This window comes from Sphingobacterium faecale, assembly GCF_016746095.1.
Taxonomy (GTDB): domain Bacteria; phylum Bacteroidota; class Bacteroidia; order Sphingobacteriales; family Sphingobacteriaceae; genus Sphingobacterium; species Sphingobacterium faecale.
In genome coordinates this window covers 158,429-184,493 of record NZ_JAERTY010000001.1, presented here as the reverse complement: position 1 = coordinate 184,493, position 26,065 = coordinate 158,429, and the positions used below count along the sequence as shown (strand labels likewise).

The window sequence follows — 26,065 nt, the reverse complement described above, 5'->3', positions numbered from 1 at the left end:
AAAATGAAAGGACACATATATTTAAAACTAGGGGTAATCTGTTTACTCTTTACATCCCTATTGGCTTCTTGCTCTAAAACGGAGTACGAGCCTACAAAACTACCTTACAAAGAAATCACCAAGTTTGCTATTGCAGGGTTCGTTGCAGGAGACACAGTGACCGGTGTAATCACCACCGATGAGATTTTGGTGTACTGGGATCAGGCTGTACCTCTTCCTGAAACTATCACTCCTAAGATATCTGTATCCACAGGTGCCCGTATATCTCCTGCTGCAGGAACCACTGTAACACTACATGAGCAGACCAAGTTCACAGTCACCGCTGACGATGGTAGCACACAGGATTACCGTATCAAATTCATCTTACAGCAACCCGATCCGATTATATTATCCACCAATACTACCGTTCTGCAATGGACAGACTCTCCATTTTTAGGTATCACTGGACAATATTTTTTGGCTGGAGGAGATCCTACTAACATCCGGGTCTTTGCAAGACGTCTGCGCGATGGCGTAGAGTTCGACCTAAATGTTGACCCCGGATATACCAAATCCGTTGCATTACGAGCCAGTCTTCCTGCATTCACAACGGCTTCTGATACCGGCAGACACGACATATTTTTAAGCGTTGCACAGAAAACCATCGAGGTATCCAAGGTACGCATCAACGCTCCATCTCTCCGCTCCGATTTTTTCTCCTTTACAAGACAACCGTCCAGCCTATCGGCAGGAGATGATGTTTCCATACTGATCGACGACAAAGCTGCCGGAGCGATCTTAAAACTGTACCGTGGCCGTTTCGCTGAAGTCTGGTTAAATCTCGAGCAATCTTCGCCAAATTCTTACAAACAACTAAAGATTAGTAACGTTACAGAAGACGGCAATACAATAAAATTTAAGATACCAGCAGATGCCAGTACCGCACTCGGTTATAAACTAACTTCGATTTTCTTCCGCATCAAAGATACTTCACATTGGGAGGGGTACCAAACATATTCTCATATCACAGGAGACAAAAACATTACCATACAATAAATTATGTTTACGACTTGCCGATTTACAGTTATTATAGCGGTTTTACTTTCCGTTTGCTCCTGTTACAAGCTAGCGGACATGACTCCACATTATGAAGACGGGTTTAGCCAGGTAGTATACGATCTACCTGGCGATACGCTCGCTTCAGACGGCTGGGAAGATCATTACGAAGAGGGAGATAGCTATCTACGTCAACGTTATTTCACAACACCGTACACCGATTCGATTCGATTCGTACCACAAGGTACCGAAATAATCAATGGAGCCTATCGTGTCAATAGCAGCAAAGAATCTGATATCCATTGGCTAGCTGATGCACATGAACATCCAGCATCCGCGCAGGAAAATAATGCTTACAGAAATACTTCTGATCATAAAAAGTACATCTTCCGAAGTAGCGCCTGGTATCAAATGGAGATTGACGGACATCTTGCCCTACACAACGGCGAAGTCAATACGATCGATTGGCGTGGTGCATTGCCTTCCGCACCGTTCAATCCTAAGCAGAACTGGGCTTACGCAGATAACGACAACGGTAGAATCTATATATTCAATGGAAAAGCCTGGGCACTTATGGTGCAAAATGCCCGTTACCGTGACAACGACAACTTTATCCAGGTAGACTTTAGCAAAAGTGGTAAAGAGACTGGAAAATACAGCATGTTCATCTTTCGCTTCAGCGATGGCTGGCAGCAATTTATCCGTGACGCGGCCGATTCTATAAGATATTTACCTACCGCCGATTGGGACATCGCTTTTACAGGTGATATGAATGGGCATATCTGGCTCAACAATGCCAAGTACAAACTTAATCCTGGTTATGGTGGGCCTATTACAAAATCCGCACTGATCATGTATGAATATGGTTACGATTTTATGCATGAAGCGCCAGAAGACGAATTCTTTGACAGTCGACCAGCCGAGCAGGCACAAATCAGTTATGTCTCAGAGTTTGGTCCTGGAGTCAATCCTTGGTATGAATATGGGAGTACGTTTATTGCGGCTCCCTATCCCTACCGCGCATATTATTTACGTCTAGAGCAATTAGATGGAAGTTATAAATATGGTAAGCTACAGTTGATAAGTATGTACAAAGGAGCGCCAGAAGTTATAACAGATCGCAACTGGCCCAATCCCTACATGACTTTTCGGTATTTCATCCAAAAAGACGGCAGTAGAAACATCCGCACGAAAGACTGATTCATAAGAACCGATCTGTTTACAGATAATCCAATTAACAGACTACCAAGACACACCATCAATGAAAATATACATTACACTCGTATTGACACTGTTTTCTATAGTGTCGCTACAGGCGCAGCACTATCTCCTGCAGGGTACGGTAAGCGATACAGAAGGCAAAACCATACCTAGCGCTACCATACGGGTTCAAGATACAGAGACAAAGACACTAACCTCCGCGACGGGAAAATACAGCCTGCAAGTCAGTTCTCCAAAAATAACAGTAGTACTGTCCGCTGTGGGGTACAAGAGCACCATCCGATATGTCCATCTGATCTCTAATCCGCAGCTACTGGACTTTACGCTAGAGACGGACCACCAGTACATCGATCAGGTCTCTGTGCAGGGCAAACGTATCAATGCCAATACCGAGACTTTGATCAAGCTAGAAAACTCTATTATGCCGGTTACGGTTATCGACCGCCGTACGATCGAACTCATGGGAAGCCGTCGCTTGGATGAAGTCGTCAAAGAACAGACAGGCATTGCCGTAGTCAACGACGTAGGTGGCGGGAGCCGTTCTGTAGGCGTACAGATGCAGGGGTTCGGCAGCGAATATATAATGGTACTAATTGATGGTCAGCCCATGGTAGGCCGCAATGGCGGTAACTTTGACCTATCACGCATCAGCGTGAACAATGTCGAGCGTGTAGAGATTACCAAAGGTGCCGCTTCGCTTTTATACGGTGGAGACGCCTTAGGGGGGACCATCAACGTCATCACCAAACAAGTTGTTTCGGATCCACAGGCGATGGCATCGGTCAATTATGGCACTAACCAAACCGTTGACATTTCTGTAGATGGGGAAACCCCGATCATCCAACAAAAAGGAAGCATAGCTATCAATGCCAATTATTATCATACGGGAGGATTCAATACCAGTCAGGGAACAATTTCGGGTACCACTGCTCCTCCTTACGACAATTATGGGACACAAGCCCGCTTACGGTACAAATTTAACGAAAACAATCGCTTATCTGCCAGTGTGCGTTATGGTTTGAGGCGCAGCTTTATGTCCAAAGATTTTGGTGTCAATTTCAAAACCGAAGATATACTGGACGAGGCCGACCTCAATCTATCCGCCAATTTTGAACATCGCTTTAGCACACGTTGGCGAAGTATGACCAGATACTATTTCACACATTACAATGCCGATATGAGTATTATGTTGTCCCAGGGAGACAGTATCAACCAGACCAAATTCGGACAATTGCTCAACAGGCTTGAACAACAGATCGCTTACAATATTCCCGGAGTACTTGATATTATCACAGGCGCTGGCGGTACTATCGAAAAGATCAACCAGAATATCCTTTCCAACGAGAATAAGATTACCAGCTACTTTGGATACATGCAGTCCAACTGGACCCCGACTTCCAAACTCGAAATCACAGGCGGCTTACGGTACGACTATATTGTCAATTACGGATGGAGGCTGGATCCTTCTATGGCATTAAAATACAAGATACTTCCGACACTGACGGCTAAAGCTGCTTATGGCACCGCTTTCAAAGCTCCAGACATGCGTAAACTGTACCAAGTATTCTACAACCCCGCCTACAATTACATGATGGTTGGAAGCTCTGTTTTACGCAGTACCATCAACGAGCTCCGCGAGAGTGGCCAGGTCAGTCAATATGAATTGGAAGGAGTCTACGACGAAATCAAAGGACTTTCTCTCAATGCGGAGATGAGCAAATCCTACAATGCGAGCCTACTATTTGAGAACCCCGACAAGCGCCTTCGTGTAGAAGGCAGTATTTTCTACCATGATATTACCAATCAGATTAACCCTGTCTTGGTAGGCCGTGATATTCAAGGGGGACTCATCTATGCCTATCGAAATTTCGCTCGGGCGTATTATCAGGGGGCAGAGATCGCATTAACCTACAGCCCGATCGCCAATCTACAAGTAAGCGGGGGTTATCAGTATCTAGAAGCGAAAGACCGTACAGTTAAGGACGAAATCCGGGAGGGAGGCAAATACAACGTGCCTCTATTTGATCCTTATACAGGATTTGTAAACCATACACCTTCAGCTTCCGATTATTGGGGTATTGAAAACCGCTCCGTCCACATGTTCAACGGTCGCATATTTTATACCTATCGTCCACTTGATCTAAGTGCCAATGTACGCGTCAACTATCGTGGCCGTTATCCATTTAGTGACAAAAACAACAATGGTTATATGGACCGTTTTGACACCTTTGTACGTGGACACTATCTGCTCAATGCCGGTATAGAGAAGAAAATACCAAAGTATAATATGTCATTACGTATTACGACAGAGAATCTGCTTAATTTCGTGGATCAAAAAGCCCCATCCCAACCTGGAAGACTATTTTTCGTTGGTCTATCTTACCATTTACACAATAATCTATAAATCGTATATGTACCGTAGACATCTCCATGTTATTGCTTTTCTATTTTCGATTACACTGATGCTCGCAAACTGTGCGAAAAATAATACGCCGCCTAATTTACCATCTCCCGAGCCAGAGGAAGACAATAGCTCGCTACGCGAGCGGTATTCAGCACATCCCGACAAGTGGCCGCAGGCCAACTGGTATGATGGGGTTCTTAAAAAAGAGCTATCTGCCCTTACTTCGAATCCCCATCAAGACCGTCCAGAACTACTCGCACTAGGAAAAGTACTATTTTTTGATAATAGATTGGGCAATCGCAATAACTCCTGTGCCTCCTGTCATATTCCAGAAAACTATTGGATAGACCGCGTACCCGTTGCATCCGGTGGCGGCAACAGGAATACCCCCAATATGGAAAACGTATGGTACCTCGACGGTCACCTGATGCTCGACGGCCGCGCGACCACCTTCGCCGAGCAGATTACAATTGCTATTGAATCGCCACACGAGATGGCAGGAAGTGTATCCGAGATACCTAGCCGGCTAGCCAGTATTAAGGGCTACAAACCACTATTCATCGATGCATTTGGAGACTTCAAAATCACCGAATCCCGTGTTTTAGAAGCCATTGCTGCATATTCCAAGAGCATCATTAGTGACAAAGCTCCTTTTGATCTATTCTTGGAAGGTCAGCAAGCCGCACTAACAGATCAGCAAATTGAAGGACTTCATCTATTCCGTACCAAAGCCGCCTGTATTAATTGTCATAATGGACCTTTTTTCACCGATCTCGCCTACCATAACCTAGGTAATTCGCTGGATGCAGATCGTAACCCTGATAATGGACGCGCCAACTTTACCGGAAAATATTCCGATTGGGGCAAATTTCGGACTCCTGGCCTACGCAACGTTGCATTTACGGCCCCTTACATGCACAATGGATCGATCATGACATTGGAAAATATGATAGACCTACTCATTGATGGTTTACCACAGCTCCATGGTCAACGGGTTTCTGGCACACTCTCCCCACACATCAAAAAACTGGACATGACCTATGACGAACGGAATGCCTTACTCGCTTTTATACAGAGTCTAAGCAGTGCAAAGCCCGAAGTGACAAAACCTATTCTTCCGAACTGAATACAGCATAGCGACCATAGAAATCTTTAACCTTTGATTATGATACACCGTTACATTCTTGTCTGCCTCCTAAACGCCCTAGCCCTGGCCGTATGTAGTCAGACAGCTATTCTACGCGGCACAATTTCCTCCTCCGATGGAACCCCCATAGTGGATGCTACAATAGCGTTAGACCCCGACAAACACCGTGTAAAATCAGATCAGAAGGGCTATTTTTTATTCAAAGATCTCTATCCAGGCACCTACTATATCCGTATCGACCACCCGGATTACGCGACACTAATCGACTCGGTAATCTATACCGCCAACCACACCGTCACCAAGCATATGGTACTGTCCCCCAAAACAAGAATTATTGACGAAGTAAATATCACCCAATCTGTTGGTGAACCGCTATCATCGGACCAACTTTTGAAAATGAGCAGATCGGCTATGCCCGTACAGATCATCAGTAGGTAGACAATCGAGCAAATGGGCAGCCGTCGATTGGATGAAGTTCTGAAAGAACAGACTGGTATTGCTATCGTCAATGATGTTTCTGGAGGCGGTCGTTCTGTCGGCGTACAGCTTCAGGGTTTTGGTAGCGAGTATATCATGGTACTTATTGATGGCCAGCCTATGATCGGGCGCAGCAATGGCAACTTTGACCTATCGCGCATCAGTGTAGCCAACATCGAGCGTATCGAGATCATCAAAGGAGCCTCCTCCTGTCTTTTTGGGAGCGATGCCCTTGGCGGTGCCATCAACATTATCACGCGGTACGGCGCTATCGAGCCACAGGCACAGCTCTCCCTACATTATGGCAGTTTACGTCAGGTAGATGCCACCTTGGATGCAGAAACACCTTTCTCCCATCAACGCGGTTCAATACACATCAGTACCAACTACTACCGGACCGACGGATTTAACACCAATCCCTACCTCCAATCCGGTCAGTCCAGTCCGCCATACAGCAATTTCGATACCCAGGCCAAGATTCGCTATCAGATAGCTAAGAACACCTATTTAGGAACGAGCCTACGCTATGGTTCGCGCACGTCAGACATGACCAAAAGCTGGGACATCCAATGGCAGGGCCAGGACAAGCAGAATGAGCAGGACATCAATTACTCGTTGACTCTAGAACACACCTTTAGATCTAAGATACGTAGTGTCAGCCGCTATTACATATCTCATTACAACGTCAATCAATTTACCAAATGGCAGGATCAAGACGGCAATAAAAGCGAACTCCAATTTAATCAGACTGTACATCGTTACGAGCAACAGTTTGCCAAGAGCTACCGTAGTGGATTCAATCTGACCATGGGACTCGGTGGCAGTACCGAAAGCCTGAAAGATGAGGCCATCGGCAATACTCCTGCCCTCACGACATTATTTACCTATATACAGGGCGACAAGCGCCTTATCCAAAAACTGAATGTCCGTGCTGGCCTACGCTATGACCACACGGGATCTTACGGCGGCAGGCTCAATCCAAGTGCCGGTTTTCAATACTACTTCAACGAGAAAATATCCATAAAGAGTGGTATAGGTTCAGGTTTTAAGGCTCCCGACTTTCGGATGCGCTATCTTGTCTTTTTCAATCCTGCCGCCAATTACCTTGTGATCGGTAATGAGGTTCTCAAAGAGACGCTGGATCAAATGGATGCGAGAGGCGAGATCAGCGAAGTCTTCCACATTGCCGATCGCTTGGATCAGAATCTCCAACCCGAGCAGAGCACTTCTTTCAACCTAGGTGCCCACTGGAAACCCACCTCCAAACTAAGCTTGGAGGCCGGCATATTCAGACACTACCTGCGCAACCAGATCGATCCCATTCCTGTTGCTACGGGGACCAAGGTCAGTCAACTCTACACCTATCAAAACCTGCCCAAAGTCATCAACAGAGGAATCGAAACCAACATACATTGGCAACCGTTTTCAGACTTGCAGGTCCAAATCGGTTATCAGTACCTCATTGCCAAAGACCAGAGCGTCAGGGATAGTATCTTAGCAGACAATTGGCCTTATAACCAAAATCTTCATGATCCAAAAACAGGGCAATCATTTTCACCGGGAATAAAAGACTACTGGGGCATGATCAACCGATCCAGACATATGTTCAATGCACAGCTATTCTATACCTACACACCTTGGAATAGTAGTGCTTCCCTACGGATTCACTATCGAGGCAAGTATCCATTTGCAGATTATAACGGAAATAACTTTATCGATCGATTTGATCACTTTGTACCGCAGCATTTATTGGTAAATGCCTATTTTGAGAAACGAATCCTGAGCGATCGGATGAAACTACGCCTCACTGTAGACAATATCCTTAATTTCAAGCACCAGCTCATGCCAGGACAGCCAGGACGGATATTCCTTGCAGGATTCTCCTTTAAGATAAGCAGGTAATAGCATATAGAGCACAGTATCTCTCTCTATATTCATGCTATTTCAACCATGCTAAATCGATATTTTTTTATTAACACAAGATACAATCCTTAAAAATATACCCTATATTTGATTTACCAGTTGTAATTTCTATACTTTAAAAATCGATAATGGGGAATTCTGCTACATACTTTTTTCATTGGTCTGAAAAGGATTTATTGATGGGTATTCAGCGTGGAGATTACGCAGCATTTACAGAAGTATACCATCGTTTTGTAGAGAAGCTATATACATTTTCACAAAAAATAGATCTCGATAGTGCCGACCGGGAAGATGTCATCCAAGAAGTTTTCTCCTCCTTATGGTTGCGTAGAGCGGAGCTTAATATCGAAAACCTAGGTGCTTGGCTATTCATGTCTGTCCGGAAGCAGGCCCTCTATCAACTCCGGAAAAAAAAATACCAAGACCGCTATATGCAGAGTATTGTGGAATTTATTTCCCCTTTCTATGATCCTATTTTAGGCATAATACAGGAAAAAGAACTGCAACTATATCTGGACACCCAATTAACAAAAATGCCACCAAGAGCGCAGGAAATATTCCGGCTGAGCAGAAATGAACATCTATCACACAAAGAAATAGCCGAGAGGCTGGATATTTCTGAAAAAACAGTACGCAAACAAATTCAAAATGTGCTTAAAGTCTTCCGGTATAAACTGGGACATAAAACCCTAGAAGGCCTTATTTTGGTCGCTTTCCTCTGGGATAAAAAATAATTGATTTTTTTTATACTCCCTAAGGCCTACTTGTGCAACATGTAGGTGATTAGGCAGTAAAATAATCAATTATGACCAAAGATAAACTTAGACATTTACTGGACAAATACGCCAAGGGCATATGTACAGTCGAAGAAAGACAACTACTGGAACTATGGTTCGAACAGCAAGAAACCAAAGATCAAGATAGCCTTAGTACATCGGATAAGCAGGTTTTATGGCAGCAGATAGAAGCGAGGACTGCAAATAATCCAGGTAAATACCGCTTTAGATCCAGTTATTACCGTTGGAGCGCAGCAGCAGCAATACTCCTAGCGGTTGTAGCTATCAGCGGATACTTTTTAATACAGCGTCAGGATATGCATGCTCATTCGTCCCAATACGTGCATACAGCGATCCTCCCAGGAGAAAATAAAGCAGTATTGACACTGAGCGATGGGCGCCAGATTGAATTGACTGAAAATAACCTAGAAACCACGCAAGATCAAGGCATATCTATCATAAAAACAACAAATGGTCTATTGCAATACCGAATTGATCCCAGCAGATCTGTCGGAAACGGTTACAATACTATTACCACACCCCGCGGTGGGCAGTATGAGATTATTCTTCCTGATGGTTCTCAGGTAACCTTAAATGCCGAATCATCACTGCGTTTTGCCGTAGCTATGAATCAGCAGCACCAGCGCATTGTCGAGCTTGATGGCGAAGGATATTTTACCGTAGCCAAAGACACGGAACGCCCCTTTATAGTCAAGTCCAAAGAACAGGAAATCCAGGTATTAGGAACAGTTTTTAATGTCAACACTTACCATAATGAGCGTAGCCTGACTACATTATTAGAAGGTTCTGTACTGATCAACCGGAAACAAAAACTACTTCCCGGCCAACAGGCTCAGGTCGAAGGAAATAAAATTCATATCCGTGAGGTCGATGTCCTTGAATCTATTGACTGGAAAAACAATATTTTCATTTTCAGAAATGAAAGTTTAGCATCCATCATGGAACGGGTAGGAAGATGGTATGATGTAGATTATACCTTTGAGGATATTCATGCGCGCGATATCACATTCAATGGTGAAATATCACGATACGCCAAAGTTGAAGACATTCTGAACCTCCTGAAGGTCACATCCAAAACCAGGTTTGATATCAAAGGCCGATCTATAACGATACGATAAGCAACAACCAAAAGCCTTTCCGGGCACCGATAAATTTATGAACTCAATAATGTCAATTATAAAATCCAAAAGTAGAATTATGTGGCTTAAATCATTTAAAATGATACGAACCGTAGGTATTGCTATGCTTATGCTTCAGATTTCCATATCAGCTGCTGGTCAGGGAAACATTACATTGCGCAAGCAACGTATTAAGGCCATCGACCTCATCAGGGAGATCAAAAAACAGACAGGTTACAATATCCTGTATTCCAATCAAGTGCTCAATGACGACCGCTTGCTCTATGTAGAATTCAAAAATGCGACCCTACATGACGTCATGACAACCCTCCTGCAGGATCAGAATCTGTCCTACGATCAAAAAGACAACACCTTATTAATAACCCCGGCCAGGGAAAACATCAAAACTGCTGGAATGGCCATGAGATCAACTCAACAACCGGTCAAAGGACTGATTCTTGACCACACGGGTAAAGCTTTGTCAGGCGCTACAGTAGTTATTAAAGGCAGCAACAAAGGTGTTAAATCAAATGCAGACGGTTATTTCACTATCTCTGACGCAAAGGCCGGCGATGTGCTTTCCATACGTTATGTCGGTTACATCACACAAGAAGTAACTGTAGAAAACGTCGATAAAGAGATTCAGATCCGGTTAATTCAGGAAGAATCATCAATTGATGAAATCGTCGTGACGGCATTAGGTATCAAACGTTCGGAAAAAGCACTGAGTTACAACGTACAACAGGTAAAGGGTGAAGATCTTACCCAGGTACGGGATGCCAATATGATCAATTCCCTTAGCGGAAAAATCGCCGGTGTAACAATCAACAGTAGTTCTGGAGGCATCGGTGGGGCTGTCAAAGTCGTAATGCGAGGTGCTAAAACTATCGAGCAGGACAATAATGTACTCTATGTCATCGATGGAATTCCGATGTTCAATAAGAAATCGAAGGAGGGGTCTGAATTTGCATCAACAGGCACATCGGAAGGCATTGCCGACCTCAATCCCGAAGATATTGAATCCATGTCGGTATTGACCGGCGCGGCCGCTGCGGCACTTTATGGCTCGGATGCCGCTAATGGGGCCATTGTCATCAATACACGAAAAGGTGTCTCCGGTAAAACATCATTAAGTTTCACCCAAAACACACAATTTCACAATGCCTTTGTAATGCCTTCTTTCCAGAACAGATATGGTACCGGATCTGGCCTAGCCTCCGGTGTCAATGATAAAAGCTGGGGGGCACGATTGACAGATGTCAATAATTACAATTATTCTCCTACAAGAGATTACCTACAGACTGGAATTAGCGCTACTGAAGGAATATCATTTTCTACCGGAACTGACAAAAACCAAACCTATGTTTCGGCTGGTGCTGTCAATGCTACAGGCATCATCCCCAACAACAAATACGATCGCTATAACTTGACCGTTCGCAATACATCCCGGTTCTTAGATGACAAACTGACTTTGGATGCCGGCTTAAATTACATCAGACAACGGGATCTGAACATGACCAACCAAGGGATATACTCCAATCCCCTGACAACAGCCTATTTATTCCCACGTGGTGATGACTGGGATGCTATACGCATGTATGAAAGATATAATGTTTCCCGTAAGATCTATGAGCAATATTGGCCTCAGGGACTGAATGAAATATCCGGACAGAATCCGTACTGGATCAACCATCGGAACTTACGCGAAACCAATAAAGACCGTTACATGATCAATGTTAACTTAAGCTATCAGATCAATGATTGGTTGAGCTTATCGGCGAGAGGACGCATGGACAATACAACAGGACGCTTTACCGAAAAACTATACGCCAGCACCAATACAACTATTGCAGAAGGCTCGGAAAACGGATTTTTTGGTCTAGACGAGCAGACATCAAAGCAATATTATGGGGATATCATGGCCAACATCAATAAATCCTTTAATGACTTCACCTTACAGGCAAATGTTGGGGCTATAATCCTGCATGACAAAATAGGATCCCTTCCCATCCGAGGGCCGATTCTAGAAAACGGCTTAACTAACAAATTTGATATTACACAGATTGATAGCAGGAAGAGAACACCAATGACCGACAAAAGCCGGGAATCACAATCTATCTTTACGAGTCTCGAGTTGGGCTATAAAAACACCTATTTTGTAACCGCTACCGGACGAAATGACTGGCCTTCCCAACTTGCGGGACCAAAATCAACACAGCCTTCATTCTTTTATCCCTCTATCGGTGCCACCGCGGTCCTATCGCAGATCGTAGACATGTCCAATGTATTCCAATACTTAAAGGTGAGATCCTCCTACGCCTCAGTAGGTCGCCCCTACCCCGAGTTTTTAGCAAACCCAGTATACGAATGGGACGTAGCAACACAGCAGTACAAGGGGCTTTCTCATTACCCCATCAGCATTTTAAAACCCGAACGTACCAATTCCGCCGAAGTAGGATTTAATGCCCGCTTCCTCAACGGTTTTAATCTGGATCTTACCCTTTATCATGCTAGTACCCTTAATCAAACATTTAATCCACAGCTTTCCGTATCATCCGGATATAACCGCCTCTTTGTACAGACAGGTAAAGTTGTCAATAGAGGAATAGAAATCAGTTTAGGGTATGAAAAGAAATGGGATGATTTCCAATGGAACTCTAATTATACGCTGACCGTCAATAGAAATGAAATCAAAGAACTGGTCCGTAACTATGTACACCCCGAAACAGGAGCCACCATCAATAAAAACCGTTTGGATGTAGGTGGGTTATCGCAGGCCAAATTCATCCTGAAAGAAGGAGGTACGTTAGGTGATCTTTACTCTTTATCCGATCTATTGCGGGATGACAACGGAATGGTCTATGTAACACCCGATGGAAAAGTAATCAACAACAATAATGTTGGCGACATTTTACTGGGCAGTATATTTCCTAAATCCAATATGGCTTGGAGAAATGGCTTCCAGTACAAAAACTGGATGGCAGACTTCACGATAGCTGCCCGTTTTGGTGGTGTTGTGTATTCGGCGACACAGGCCTACATGGATTACTACGGCGTATCCGAAGCCTCTGCACAGGCTCGTGACGACGGTGGCATTATCATCAATGGTACCGATCGGGTCAATGCCGAAGCTTATTACAACGTAGTTGGGCTCAATTCCGGTATTCCACAATTCTATACCTATAGCGCTACTAATGTACGCTTGCAAGAAGCAACAGTGGGTTATACTTTTCCAAAATCATTCTTTGGCGACAAAGCCGCACTGAGTATCAACTTCGTCGGACGTAACCTTTGGATGATTTATAACAAAGCACCTTTTGACCCCGAGTCTACAGCAACTACAGGCAATTATTATCAAGGCATAGATTACTTTATGACACCGAGTACCCGTAATCTAGGTTTTAACGTCCGTCTTAAATTCTAAACTATCATGAAACTATATAAGATTCTATTTTGGGGAGCTATATTGTCGTCTACGGCACAACTATCCTGTACCAAAAATTTCGAGAAATATAATACAGACCCAGCTGGAGCGACACCTAGTGAAGTCGAACGCGATGCGTATATGCTATCATCTGCTATGATAGGTTTACAGGCTTGGGTAGTGCCTCTGGATGTCAATGCAAATCAATTTATTGAATGTTTACTAGGCGGCTCCATGGGTGGTTATTTTGCCGATTCAAACAACGGTTTCAACGGCAAGAACTTCGCTACCTATAATCCGGAAAATGGATGGGCACGCGTACCTTTTAATGATGTGCTACCCAAACTTTTTGTACAGACCAAAACCATCAAACAAGTATCCCAGGACGTAACGGTACATGCTGTTGCAGACATTATCAAGGTAATGGCCACCTCTAGAGTGACCGATATATACGGCCCTATCCCTTACTCTAAAGTTGGAGAAAACGGAGCCCTCGAAGCACCTTATGATTCTCAGGAACAAGTATATGACCTGATGCTCACCCAATTGGATGAGGCAATCAAGATACTTACCGACCGGAAGACGCAGAATTTCTCAAGCAAAGCCGATCTGGTGTACGGCGGCAATGTATTACAATGGATCAAACTTGCTAACTCCCTAAAACTCCGCCTAGCCATCCATATATCGGATGTAGACCCTACAAAAGGCAGGCAAAAGGCGGAGGAAGCAGTAAATCATGAAATCGGAGTAATCCGTAGTAATGGGGACAATGCCTTTATAAAGCCTATCAACAAAAATCCATTCCGCGTTATTATGTATGAATATAATAATGGAGATTCGCGTGTCTCAGCAGATATCACTTCTTATATGAACGGATATGCTGATCCGCGTCGGGCCAAATATTTTACGTCCTCTACATTTACCGGATCTATCACCAATGGCTATTATGGACTGCGCTCGGGAATACAGATCCCTTCTGGAAATACACCCAAACAATATACCAATATGAATGTCGCCGAAAGCGATAAGCTATTGTGGTTTAATGCTGCAGAAGCTGCTTTCCTGCAGGCAGAAGGCGCTTTAAAGGGTTGGAATATGAATGGCACAACCGCAGAATCGTTGTACAATCAAGGCATACGTTTATCTTTTGAACAATGGAGTGTCAGCGGTGCGGATGATTACTTGAACAACAGCACCAACAGACCCATGGCCTATGTAGATCCCTTAGGTTCATTCTCTTATGCCGGGGTACCGAGTAGCATCACCATCAAATGGCAAGAAGCAGGAACGGCAGCCCAAAAACTCGAACGTATTATCACACAAAAATGGATCGCAAACTTTCCACTTGGAATAGAAGCCTGGACAGAATATCGCCGGACAGGATATCCCAAGCTTATGGAGGTCATGGTCAATAACAGTGGTGGGCGGGTAGACAGTAAGCGAATGGCAAGAAGGCTTCCTTATCCACAGGAAGAGTACACGGAAAACAGTAAGAATGTCAACGACGCTGTAAGTAATTTATTGAAAGGTGCTGACAACATGGGCACTGATCTTTGGTGGGTAAAAAAGTAAGACGTAAATTATGAATTTAGCAATTTTAAAAATTAAAAGATATAGCATAGCCATATTGCTCGGAGCAATACTAGCCAATGCCACAGCTTGCAAAGAATGGACCGAAGTCAAGCCTTTGGACCTATCAAGTCCGGATATGGAACAGCAAAACCCCAGCCTCTATACCAAATACCTAGAGGATCTCCGGGCCTACAAAAACACCGCTCATAAAGTCAACATGGGCTGGTTCAATAATCTTAACAAAGAGCCTAGCGGTCAAGGACAACATATTTCTAAAGTGCCGGACAGTCTCGACTTTATAATTTTAGAGCATCCACTCTCACTGGTAGATAGAGAGATCAGCGAAATGACCGAGCTATTGAACAAAAAGGCAACAAAGACTATCTATGAGATCGATTTCAGTGCCATCAAAACTGCTTTTGTCAAAAAAGACGATAAAAATCTCGTCTTTGAGGATTTTGTTAAAGATACAGTCACCAGTATATTGAATACAACAGCGCGGTTTCCCTATCAGGGATTGATAGTCTCCTATCAGGGGAAAGAGTTATCCCACCTTACCGCATCGGAGAAAAACCAACTAGAAGCCGAAGAAAATCTCTTCTTTGGACTTGTACATCCCTGGTTTGTAAAAAACGCAGGCAAAACGGCTATCTTTAAGGGAAGCCCGCAATACCTCATCAACAGAGATATTTTACAGGAGGTAAAGTATATTATCCTGCCAACCGAAAGCGCTGTCGACCTAGGAGGATTAAGTTATGCGCTTTTGTCGGCAATGACCACCAATGTACCTACGGACAGATTTGTGGTCAGTACCAGTATGACCTCCTATAAAGCCGACGAATCCAAACTCGGCTATTTCCTTGACGGTTCCCGTGCAGCTTTAGCTACCGCACAATGGGCAGCATCCGTACAAAATGGTGTACAGATCCAAGGGGTGGGTTATAAAAATCTACCCTATGACTACTTCAATGTATTGAAAAGTTACCAATACAGCAGGCAGGCCATTCAAATCACAAATCCAGCAATGAAAACAAAATAAGAGACCATGAAAAAGAAACATTTATACTCCTTAGGGTTCATGGTAATATTACTGACCCTACTTGCTTCCTGTAAAAACGAAGAAGTCTTCGATAACAAGGCATATATTTCTACAGAGAAATTAGAGCGAATAATCAACAAACCGTCTGTTTCCAGCGCACAATTTGACATTAAAGTAGCCATGGCCCGCCCAGAATCTGCTCCTATAGAAATCAATCTTGGTATAGATCCTTCAAAACTGAATGACTATGCTAAAGTATACAATGAAAAAGTAGAGATACTCCCGGCTGATTTCTATACACTCTCCCATACGAAAACACAGATAAGCCTAGGTGCGGTAGAGTCTACCCCTATCACCGTGTCATTTGATAAGATCAATACCTTAGATAGGGAGAAAATATTTGTACTACCCGTCTCGCTTACCGGAGGAAATCTAGCCCTATTAGAGAGTCAGAAAACAGTTTTCTACACCATCAAAGGCGGTGCCCTTATCGATGTTGTTGCTGATATTGAAGATAACTATCTACATATCGATCAATGGAAAAATCCAACTCCGGTCAACAACCTATCACAGTTTACACTGGAGGCCCTGGTCCGGGTACGCAACTATGACCGGATGATCAGCACCATCATGGGCATTGAAGGCAATTTCCTTATACGCCTGGGCGATGCCAATTTCCCTCCTAATCAGATCCAGGTGGCGACATCTGCCGGGAATATGCCTGGGGCTGACGCAGCTACCAAAGGACTACCTACCAATCAATGGGTCCACCTCGCAGTAGCATTTAATGGTAAAGACAAAAAAATCCGGGTATACGTTAATGGCAAACTACAGTCAGAAGGCAATACCGCTCTATCCACAGTAAGCTTTGGCAAAAATGGTAAAGATGGTTTCTATATCGGTCGATCATATGAAGACGCCCGTTTCCTAGCCGGGGATATTTCAGAATGCCGTATCTGGAATACAGAACGTACTGCAGATCAGATCGCCAGCAATCCTTATGAAGTCGCAGCTACGGCAGAAGGCCTAGTTGCTTACTGGAAATGTAATGAGGGTAACGGTAGTGTTATCAAAGATCATACTCCCAATGGCAACGACCTGACGGCTAAAAAAGCCGTTAAATGGACAGCTGTAACATTACCGACAAAATGATGAACGAATAGTTATATACATATGAAATATTTAGCAAAAAAATATAAGCTTCTAAGCTGGGGACTACTTACCGTAGTCTCTACAATTGCTTTGCAAGCCTGCAAAGACGACCCCATTTTGGTCAAATCGATAGACGAGTCCGGATATCATGTAAGCGGAGAATCCATAAGCTATCTTGCAGGTACCGATGGTAAAATTGGCAACGCCATGTTGGAGCTTCGCAGCGAAGGGGCTTATGATGTTGTACTCCAACTCTCCAAACCTGCTACACAGGCGATAAAAGGCTCCCTTATTTACGACGAAAGTATTCTCCTCGCATACAATCAGAAAAATAGCACGACGTTAAAAGCCTTTCCTCAAGAATTGGTAACTTTTTCTAACGACAGTCAGTTTGAGGTCCAAGCCAGCGCGATGTCTTCCGCCCCCATAACCGTCTCGGCCAAAAGCGGAACTGAAATTGATGAAAATGCAACTTATGTAATCCCATTAAGTACCAAACTGACGAACGGGGCGCTTCTTTCTAAATCAAGCGACCTATTACTTTTTGTAAAAGACTTTTCAAAAGTCCCTTCGACAGACAAAAGTACCGGTATTAAGATTATCAGCTGTATGGAAGTAAATGATACCAATCCATTAAACAATCTCAGTTTAAAACTAAAAAACAGTGACAAGTACCTCATCGATATGGTGATTCTATTTTCATCGAATATCAACTATGATCAGACTACCGGCAAGGTAAAGGTAACGCACAATCCTAATGTGACACACTTACTTGCCAATCATGCCAAATACATCAAGCCACTCCAGGACAAAGGAATGAAGGTCATCTTAAGTATATTAGGAAACCATGACCGCTCCGGTGTCGCTAATCTTTCTGATGCGGCAGCCAAGGTATTCGCCCAGGAGATAAAAACCGTTTGCGACGCATACAATCTAGACGGTGTCTTTTTTGACGATGAGTACTCCGCTTACCAATCTCCTCCTCCTCCGGGATTTGTTTCCCCATCCAATCGTGCTGCCGCCCGTCTTGTATATGAGACAAAAATGGCAATGCCCGATAAGTTGACCATGGTATATGTATATTCCAGAACCAATAATTTTGGGGGCACAGGTGCAATAGCCGAAGCACCGGCCGGACAGTATGTAGACTATGCATTACACGATTATGGCGGTAGTTTTGATCTATCTACCCGTTATCCGGGGCTTCCCAAATCACGTTGGGGAATGTCCTCTGCCGAATATAATCTAGGTCGATTACCTTCCACTTCAGCTTTAACCAATCTTCGAACCGGGGGCTTTGGTGCGCACATGATTTTTGCATTTGATCCAAATCGAGCCAATTTCGACGGGCTTCAGACGCCAGCATTGCAAAACGTGGCCAGAATCCTGTTCGACGATGAGTTAGTAATCGATAAGAGCAAAATTTATGCGAAGGACTGGTAAAGAACTAGCGATCTTCTATCCATAGAAGATGTATTCATTAGTCCTCACAAGCTAGCTATAAAAAGGGGGATTTACACAAAAGCCATTGGGTTTCTCTTCCAATGGCTTTTGTTCTATTCCATTCTGTCTTTTCAAATAGGCTTAATCGTTCCCATACTGCCTATCCGCTGCAGACCTTGCTCTAAAAGCAATTTTCTCCTTTTCTCTTTCCAGCAGGAGACAAGCAATAACATACCCTGGGGTATCCTTTCCCTGCGACTCTGCAAGCCGTTCTCTCGCCTTTTCCTCCTTCACATCTATACGGTACAATATCGCAATCAACCTATTGAAATCATGCTGTATAAGCCAGTCCAGATACCTTACCAGATCTTCAAATTTTAATTCCTGCGCAGTACGGGATACCTCTTCGTTAATTCCGATTTTATCCATCAATCGCGTCAGTACGTCTGTAGTTTCCATAATCCTCAAAAATTACAGCGTATCCTACGGTATCCACCTCACATACGCTGCTGTTGTTTTTCCAATATTCTATCCGCAATTATGTGGCCAACATATACGTCATCCGCTCTCCGTGACAATAAGGCACGTACTTCGTAGCTGGGTATCCCCATGTTTTTCAGCAGAGAGAACAAGGTCCTACGGTTATGCTTCGCCAAATCAGCCAGGTATGGCGCAAGTAACGATTTAAGCTCCAGAAAAGACGGGGTTCCCCGTGCCGGAAAAAAGTTCTCAAATCTCAGAAAGCCCAGCAGCAGCTCCACTTCCTCTGCATCGACATACACGCTAGCCATGCGTTGCTGTTTTTAAAAGAGATTTAGACAACAACGCTTCTCTTCTCTTGAAATAAGCGTCCTTCACCTCATAATACAATGGCACCCCAGTCGCTATTTCCCGCTTCATGATTTCGGACGAAGAGATATGCTCCAAAAACATAATCAGTGCCCGCAAGCTGTTACCATGAGCCACAATGAGTACATTTTTTCCGCTAGCCAATTCAGGTGCTATGTATTTTTTAAAATAAGGAATTACCCTATCATGGGTATCTTTCAGGCTTTCTCCACCGGGAGGAATCACATCAAATGAACGCCGCCATTCCTGTACCTGCGCTTCGCCGTATTTCAGCACCGTCTCGGCTTTATTAAGCCCTTCGAGCATACCATAGGAACGTTCGTTCAGACAGGCCGTCGTCATTATCGGGATGGTAAGCCGATCCATTTCTTCCAACATCATTGCCAGCGTCCTTCTAGCCCTCACGAGCTTAGAACTAAAGGCAATATCTATTTTTTGCTCCTGCAACTGCTGCCCAGCGTGACGCGCTTCCTGCTTACCCAACTCTGTCAGATCTATATCCTGGCCACCGGTAAAGCGGTTCTCCAGATTCCATTGTGATTGTCCATGTCGGACTAAAAATAATTTTGACATAACATTACTTCTTTATTGTGCAAACTAACTTCCACAGGCCATACAATCCTCTGCATTGTCCAGCGAACAGGCGACATCCGCTTTTGCCGTTCCAGCGGCATCTACCGGTTGGACCGTGAATTTGATGGCATCTACGGCCGCCTTCGTCCGCAGGTAGTACATTCCCGTCTTTAATCCGCTCTTCCAGGCATGAAAATGCATCGAGGTCAGTTTAGCCATATTGGGCTGCTCCATAAAAATATTCAGGGACTGTGACTGGCAAATAAAGGCACCCCGATCCGCGGCCATATCGATAATGCTTTTTTGTTTTATCTCCCAAGCGGTCTTATACAGCTCCTTTAATGCATCTGGAATCTGCGGAATATCCTGTACAGATCCATTATGGGCAATCAGCCTATTCTTCATCTCAGGAGTCCACAGTCCCAGCTCGATAAGATCCTGCAACAGGTGCTTATTGACCACGGCAAATTCGCCTGATAGTACACGTCTGTTGTACACATTGCTGGTATACGGTTCAAAGCATTCGTTATTGCCCAATATCTGGGAGGTAGATGCCGTGGGCATAGGCGCCAATAACAATGAGTTCCGCACGCCATGTGCGATGACCTGCTGCCGTAGCCCCTCCCAGTCCCAGCGATCAGAAGGTGCTACCCCCCAAAGGTCAAACTGAAACTTCCCTTCCGATAATGGAGATCCATCAAAAGTCGAATAGGCCCCCTGCTCTTTTGCCAACGCCATGGATGCCTCCATAGCAGCATAATAAATTGTTTCAAAAATTGCTGCATTCAGCTTTCGGGCTTCTACACTTTCAAACGGCATCCGCAGTACCATGAAGACATCTGCCAGTCCCTGCACCCCTATACCAATGGGGCGGTGCCGGAGATTAGAGCTTTCCGTCTCTGGAATCGGATAATAATTACGATCGATAATCCTGTTGAGATTACGGGTCACGATCTTTGTCACCTCATACAATCTATCAAAGTCAAATTGTCCATTGCTCACGTAGCGCGGCAGCGACAACGATGCCAGATTACAGACCGCGACCTCCTCCCTGCTCGTATACTCCATGATTTCGGTACAGAGGTTCGAGCTGCGGATCACACCGATATTCTTTTGATTGGATTTTTCATTAGCCGCATCCTTATAGCACATATACGGTGTCCCCGTTTCGATCTGCGCTTCCAGAATCGCAGTCCATAGCTCCCTTGCGCTGACCTGTCTACGGTACTTATGCTCCTTTTCATAATGCAGGTACAAAGCTTCGAAAGCCTCTCCATATACCCCGTAGAGCCCTGCTGCTTCATTCGGATCAAATAGCGACCATTGCCCATTGGCCTCGACACGCTTCATGAAAAGATCAGGAATCCACAGCGCTGGGAATAAATCCCGTGCACGCATCTCCTCCTTACCGTGATTTTTACGGATATCGAGAAAATCAAATATATCGGCATGCCAAGGCTCGAGGTAGACCGCAATAGCCCCTTTGCGCTTACCACCTCCCTGATCGACATATCGGGCCGTATCATTAAAGACCCGCAACATCGGAATGATTCCATTGGATATCCCACCAGTCCCCTTGATATAGCTTCCCGTAGCCCGTACATTATGGATACTTAAGCCAATTCCTCCCGCCGATTGCGAAATCAATGCGCAGCGTTTCAGCGTATCAAAAATACCGTCTATACTGTCTTCAGTCATGATCAGCAAAAAACAGGAAGACAGCTGAGGTTTGGCAGTACCGGCATTAAACAATGTAGGCGTAGCATGGATAAACCATTTGTCACTCATCAGATTATACGTCTCTATAGCCGCAGGGATATCGTCACGATGTATACCGATGGCTACACGCATAAAAAGGTGCTGCGGCCGCTCTATCACATGCCCATTGGCACGGATCAGATAAGAGCGCTCCAGCGTTTTAAAGCCAAAATAGTCAAAACTATAATCCCTATCATAGAGCATACTGCTATCGATCTCATCCGCATGTGCACAGATGATATCGTATATTTCCTTAGCAATCAGAGGAGCATGTGTCCCCGTTACGGGATCCTGATACCCGTACATCCGCTTTGCTGTTCTGGAAAATGATTTCAGCGTATTTTTATGGAGATTACTGACTGCAATCCTTGCGGCAAGAATCGCAAAATCCGGATGCATCGTCGTATAAGCCGCTACAGTCTCTGCCGCCAGATTATCCAACTCCGTAGTACTGACATTCTCATAGATCCCCTGTATCACTTTTTTGGCGATATCGATCACATCCTTCTCCGTGACCGACAATCCATAGATCAATTTATGTAGCCGTGCGGTGATCTTATCAAAATGCACGACTTCCTTTTTACCATTTCTCTTTACAACGAACATACACTTGGCTTATATTATTATTCTTTTTCTAAAACTCTTCGTCCAGTGAAAACAGTCGACCATCCCCACTTCCCTTGGCCACTCCCGGTTTTTGATATTCCCCTACGCGGCGTTCAAAAAAATTGGTTTTTCCCTGTAGGGATATCAGTTCCATAAAATCAAAGGGATTGATCGCATTCCATATTTTTTGTTCGCCCAAAGCGACCAGAAGACGGTCAGCCACAAATTCGATGTACTGGCACATCAGCTCCGCATTCATCCCGATCAGGCGGACCGGTAGCGCCTCCGTTACAAATTCCTTTTCGATAGCTACGGCATCTTGAATAATGCTCCGTAAGGTTTCTGTCGGGAGCCGATTTTCTACATGGCTATTATAGAGATGACATGCAAAATCGCAGTGCAATCCCTCATCGCGGCTGATCAGCTCATTGGAAAAGGTAAGCCCAGGCATCAGTCCTCGTTTTTTCAACCAGAAAATAGCACAGAAGCTTCCCGAGAAAAAGATACCCTCCACTGCCGCAAATGCAACCAGACGTTCGCTGAAGCTGCCACTCTCTATCCAGCGTAAAGCCCAGTCTGCTTTTTTCTGTACGCAGGGTATAGTCTCCATAGCCCGTAAAAGGTAATCTTTCTCCTCAGGGTCCTTGACATAGGTGTCGATCAATAGCGAATACATCTCCGAGTGTATATTTTCGATCATAATCTGGAAGCCATAGAAAAAGCGTGCCTCTGGATACTGTACCTCATTAATAAAGTTGATGGCCAGATTTTCGTTGACAATACCGTCACTAGCGGCAAAAAAAGCTAATACACGGGAGATAAAATACCGTTCATCTTCGGTCAGTTTATGGATCCAGTCATTGATATCCGGCGACAGGTCGACCTCTTCGGCCGTCCAGAAACTAGCTTCTGCCATCTTATAAAACTGCCAGATATCATCATGCGCTATCGGAAATATCACAAAGCGATCCTTATTTTCCTGTAATATGGGTTCCATCATCTTCTCTTAATCCTACTTTTCACAAATTCATATAATAGCCGTACCGGCACCGCTGTAGCACCTTTCTGGCGGTAGCCTTTAGCCTCTTTGACAAATGCCGCACCCGCGATATCCAGATGGATCCATGGATAATCCGTAAAATGCTCCAGAAATATAGCGGATGTACTCACCCCTCCTACCGGCCCTCCCAGATTGCTCCGATCAGCGACACCCGACTTCAGCAACTCCCGGAATTCCTTCCATAGCGGCAATTGTAACAAGCGCTCGTACACCTGTTCACCGATATCTTTCAATACATCGATCTGCTGCTGATCATTGCCCAATACGGCTATCCCGTATGGCCCCGTAATAGCAGCCGATGCTCCCGTGAGCGTCGCCATATCGATGACCAGTTCCGGATCAAAGCGTTTGGCATACGTGAGTGCATCAGCCAGTATCAGGCGTCCCTCCGCATCCGTATTCTGTACCTCGACGGTAGTTCCATCCATCATACGTATGATATCGTCCACGACCAATGCCTCGGCAGCAATCTTATTGTCGGTTGCCGGTACCAGCCCTACCACATAGTAAGGCAATTCGTTGCCAGCTATCGCTGCGATGAGGCCCAATACGGCAGCTCCACCGGCCATATCACTTTTCATGGAGATCATATTTCCGCCCACCTTTACCGAATACCCACCCGTATCGAACATCACGCCCTTGCCAACGAGTACGATCGGCTTTTTATTGAGCGCATCGGCAGGCCTGTACCGCATCACACTTAATGTCGGTGGTATGACCGACCCCCTATTTACCGCCAGTAGCCCCCCCATTCCCAGTTCTTCAATCTCACTTTTCTCCAGGATTTCTGTGTCAAAGCCATACTGTCTGCCTATAGTTTGCACTACATCTGCAAACTGTACCGCATTCATACTGTTCGGCGGTTCGTTGACCAAGGTCTTGGTCAGCGAAATAGCCTCTGTCAATATCTTTAGCTCCTGGAGATCAGCCTGAGAAAACAATCGGGCCGGCAGGTGAGCCACTACGGTATCCGTATCCTTCTCTGTTTTATATTTATCAAAAGAATAGCTGTTCAATATCATACCCTCCAGTATCGCGTAACGCTCCTTCTTCTCCAGTACATGGAGTCCTTTGATGCGCAACGCCTGAACACCGTGTTTACGCAGCAAACCATAAGCCGAGGCTCCCGCCAACCGCAGCGTTTCGAGCCCTTTGTCCGGAACTAGTATGAGCAATGTATGGCGACTCCCAAACACATTAAAAGTGACCGTCTTATCTCCCGAAAAAGCTTTTTCGATACGTTCGAGCATGACAGCAGGTATGCCTAGACGCTGCACCTGTGTCCGTTCCGTCAGGACAATAAGACTGTCCATTTCGGGAGGTGCCGTCTCTGTGCCTGCATGGCCTACCAGATCCAGGTGCAGATAATTATTAGACATGCTCCCCTTTCATTTGAGTCGTCAGCGTCGCCTGTGCAGGTGTCCATCCACAAGCAGTGAGCTCTCCGTTCTGCAGTGCATCCAATACCCGTATTACCTCATCCACATTGCGTCCTACGTTCATCGGATACACCGCCACCCATTGAATAATACCTTTCGGATCGATGATAAATGTCGCCCGGTAAGCCACGCGCTCCTCTTCATCCAAGATACCCATTTCCGCTGCAAGAGATTTGGACGTATCCGCCAGCATCGGGATCCGCAGATCCGCAAGGCCAGGATGCTGTTGCCGCCAGGCCAGATGCACATATTCGGTATCCGTAGAGGCTCCAATGACGACCGCATTACGATCTTCAAATTCCGTACTCTTACCGTCAAATTCGATGATTTCAGTCGGACATACAAATGTGAAATCTTTAGGCCACCAGAACAATACCGTCCACTTATTGCTATCCGATGCGTAGCTCTGTTTTATATCCGTAATCTGGATTCCATCGGGTGTCGTCACTACCGCCTTTTTAATAAAATCAGGCAGCTTATCCCCTATCGACAATATTCCTTTTTGAATCAACTGTCCCTGTTGACCATTTATTAGTTTTTTGACTGAATTACACATGTTATTATTGGTCTGTTGTTATTAAATCATTTTCGAGAAGCTGTTCGTTCACCATTTCGACAAGATCACGTTGCTTAGTATCCCCCTCTTCCGATTGCTGTACAAAGCTCACATAGTTGGCTATTGCCGCTTTGAGATCCGACTGGACCTCCAAAAATTCAATCTGTTTTCTCCGGATCAGATGAAAGAGATAGTGGATCCCCCGCTTCAGCATATTCTCCCCCTCCTCCTCCCTACACAACTGTTGATACGTATGCGCCAGGTTATTACAGGAAATAAGAAATACCTGTATGAACGGAATTTTCAATCGCATACATTCCCCGATATGGTCATTAAGTACCTCAGCCCTGTACAGTGCATCATTATACAGCGACAGGGCCAGTTGCCAATCTCCCTGCTCAAAAGCCCCGTTGGCCGATACGGTCAATGTCTGCCAATGCTCTTCCACATGTTTCATACAGCTATTTTCCAT

At 44.8% G+C, this 26,065-nt stretch carries 21 protein-coding genes; 13 read left to right on the top strand and 8 right to left on the bottom strand.

The features are described from left to right. Window positions 1-3 precede the first annotated feature (3 nt). The 13 genes from JKG61_RS00660 (at window position 4) to JKG61_RS00605 (ending at window position 18,752) form a co-directional block, all read left to right on the top strand. Entirely contained in the window at window positions 4-1,035 is a 1,032-nt protein-coding gene (locus tag JKG61_RS00660) for a hypothetical protein (RefSeq protein ID WP_202101068.1), read from the top strand. A gap of 78 nt (window positions 1,036-1,113) precedes the next feature. Beyond that, complete coding sequence (locus JKG61_RS00655; RefSeq protein WP_202101067.1) at window positions 1,114-2,235, top strand: hypothetical protein; 1,122 nt, start codon at window positions 1,114-1,116, stop codon at window positions 2,233-2,235. Between the two features lie 61 nt (window positions 2,236-2,296). After that, window positions 2,297-4,660: a TonB-dependent receptor gene (locus JKG61_RS00650; RefSeq protein WP_202101066.1), complete on the top strand. Its 2,364-nt coding sequence runs from the start codon at window positions 2,297-2,299 to the stop codon at window positions 4,658-4,660. A gap of 7 nt (window positions 4,661-4,667) precedes the next feature. Then, window positions 4,668-5,786 carry a cytochrome-c peroxidase gene (locus tag JKG61_RS00645; RefSeq protein WP_202101065.1) on the top strand — a complete coding sequence of 373 codons (1,119 nt, stop codon included), beginning with the start codon at window positions 4,668-4,670 and terminating at the stop codon, window positions 5,784-5,786. A gap of 39 nt (window positions 5,787-5,825) precedes the next feature. Continuing rightward, entirely contained in the window at window positions 5,826-6,245 is a 420-nt protein-coding gene (locus JKG61_RS22850; RefSeq protein ID WP_237249328.1) for a carboxypeptidase-like regulatory domain-containing protein, read from the top strand. 12 nt (window positions 6,246-6,257) lie between these two features. Next, window positions 6,258-8,186 (top strand): TonB-dependent receptor plug domain-containing protein, encoded by a 1,929-nt coding sequence (locus JKG61_RS00640; RefSeq protein ID WP_237249327.1) that lies wholly within the window; start codon window positions 6,258-6,260, stop codon window positions 8,184-8,186. 149 nt (window positions 8,187-8,335) lie between these two features. Then, window positions 8,336-8,941: a sigma-70 family RNA polymerase sigma factor gene (locus tag JKG61_RS00635; RefSeq protein WP_202101064.1), complete on the top strand. Its 606-nt coding sequence runs from the start codon at window positions 8,336-8,338 to the stop codon at window positions 8,939-8,941. 71 nt (window positions 8,942-9,012) lie between these two features. Then, the gene (locus tag JKG61_RS00630; protein ID WP_202101063.1) at window positions 9,013-10,122 is read left to right on the top strand and encodes a FecR family protein; all 1,110 of its coding nucleotides are present in this window, start codon (window positions 9,013-9,015) and stop codon (window positions 10,120-10,122) included. 100 nt (window positions 10,123-10,222) lie between these two features. After that, complete coding sequence (locus tag JKG61_RS00625) at window positions 10,223-13,546, top strand: SusC/RagA family TonB-linked outer membrane protein (RefSeq protein WP_237249326.1); 3,324 nt, start codon at window positions 10,223-10,225, stop codon at window positions 13,544-13,546. A gap of 6 nt (window positions 13,547-13,552) precedes the next feature. Then, a complete protein-coding gene (locus tag JKG61_RS00620) occupies window positions 13,553-15,118 on the top strand; it encodes a RagB/SusD family nutrient uptake outer membrane protein (protein ID WP_202101061.1) in 1,566 nt (521 codons plus the stop codon). 10 nt (window positions 15,119-15,128) lie between these two features. Then, entirely contained in the window at window positions 15,129-16,157 is a 1,029-nt protein-coding gene (locus JKG61_RS00615) for a glycoside hydrolase family 18 (protein ID WP_202101060.1), read from the top strand. Between the two features lie 6 nt (window positions 16,158-16,163). Continuing rightward, on the top strand, window positions 16,164-17,309 hold the full coding sequence (locus JKG61_RS00610; protein WP_202101059.1) for a DUF1735 and LamG domain-containing protein: 1,146 nt from the start codon (window positions 16,164-16,166) through the stop codon (window positions 17,307-17,309). A gap of 21 nt (window positions 17,310-17,330) precedes the next feature. After that, window positions 17,331-18,752 (top strand): BT_3987 domain-containing protein, encoded by a 1,422-nt coding sequence (locus JKG61_RS00605; RefSeq protein ID WP_202101058.1) that lies wholly within the window; start codon window positions 17,331-17,333, stop codon window positions 18,750-18,752. Between the two features lie 141 nt (window positions 18,753-18,893). On the opposite strand, the gene JKG61_RS00600 is transcribed toward JKG61_RS00605, so the two are convergent. The 8 genes from JKG61_RS00600 to JKG61_RS00565 are packed head-to-tail and all read right to left on the bottom strand — an operon-like array spanning window position 18,894 to window position 26,065. Next, complete coding sequence (locus JKG61_RS00600) at window positions 18,894-19,211, bottom strand: hypothetical protein (protein WP_202101057.1); 318 nt, start codon at window positions 19,209-19,211, stop codon at window positions 18,894-18,896. Between the two features lie 38 nt (window positions 19,212-19,249). Next, on the bottom strand, window positions 19,250-19,543 hold the full coding sequence (locus JKG61_RS00595; RefSeq protein ID WP_202101056.1) for a hypothetical protein: 294 nt from the start codon (window positions 19,541-19,543) through the stop codon (window positions 19,250-19,252). Then, window positions 19,536-20,174: a 2,3-bisphosphoglycerate-dependent phosphoglycerate mutase gene (locus JKG61_RS00590; RefSeq protein WP_202101055.1), complete on the bottom strand. Its 639-nt coding sequence runs from the start codon at window positions 20,172-20,174 to the stop codon at window positions 19,536-19,538. Before JKG61_RS00590 ends, JKG61_RS00595 begins: the two co-directional genes overlap by 8 nt. Before the next feature lie 24 nt (window positions 20,175-20,198). Next, complete coding sequence (locus JKG61_RS00585; protein WP_202101054.1) at window positions 20,199-22,538, bottom strand: ribonucleoside-diphosphate reductase subunit alpha; 2,340 nt, start codon at window positions 22,536-22,538, stop codon at window positions 20,199-20,201. Between the two features lie 28 nt (window positions 22,539-22,566). Then, window positions 22,567-23,538, bottom strand: a complete 972-nt coding sequence (locus tag JKG61_RS00580) for a ribonucleotide-diphosphate reductase subunit beta (protein ID WP_202101053.1) — start codon at window positions 23,536-23,538, stop codon at window positions 22,567-22,569. Beyond that, complete coding sequence (locus JKG61_RS00575) at window positions 23,535-24,977, bottom strand: leucyl aminopeptidase family protein (protein ID WP_202101052.1); 1,443 nt, start codon at window positions 24,975-24,977, stop codon at window positions 23,535-23,537. Before JKG61_RS00575 ends, JKG61_RS00580 begins: the two co-directional genes overlap by 4 nt. Beyond that, complete coding sequence (locus JKG61_RS00570; RefSeq protein WP_237249325.1) at window positions 24,970-25,593, bottom strand: peroxiredoxin; 624 nt, start codon at window positions 25,591-25,593, stop codon at window positions 24,970-24,972. Before JKG61_RS00570 ends, JKG61_RS00575 begins: the two co-directional genes overlap by 8 nt. Window positions 25,594-25,597: 4 nt before the next feature. Then, the gene (locus JKG61_RS00565; RefSeq protein WP_202101051.1) at window positions 25,598-26,065 is read right to left on the bottom strand and encodes a hypothetical protein; all 468 of its coding nucleotides are present in this window, start codon (window positions 26,063-26,065) and stop codon (window positions 25,598-25,600) included.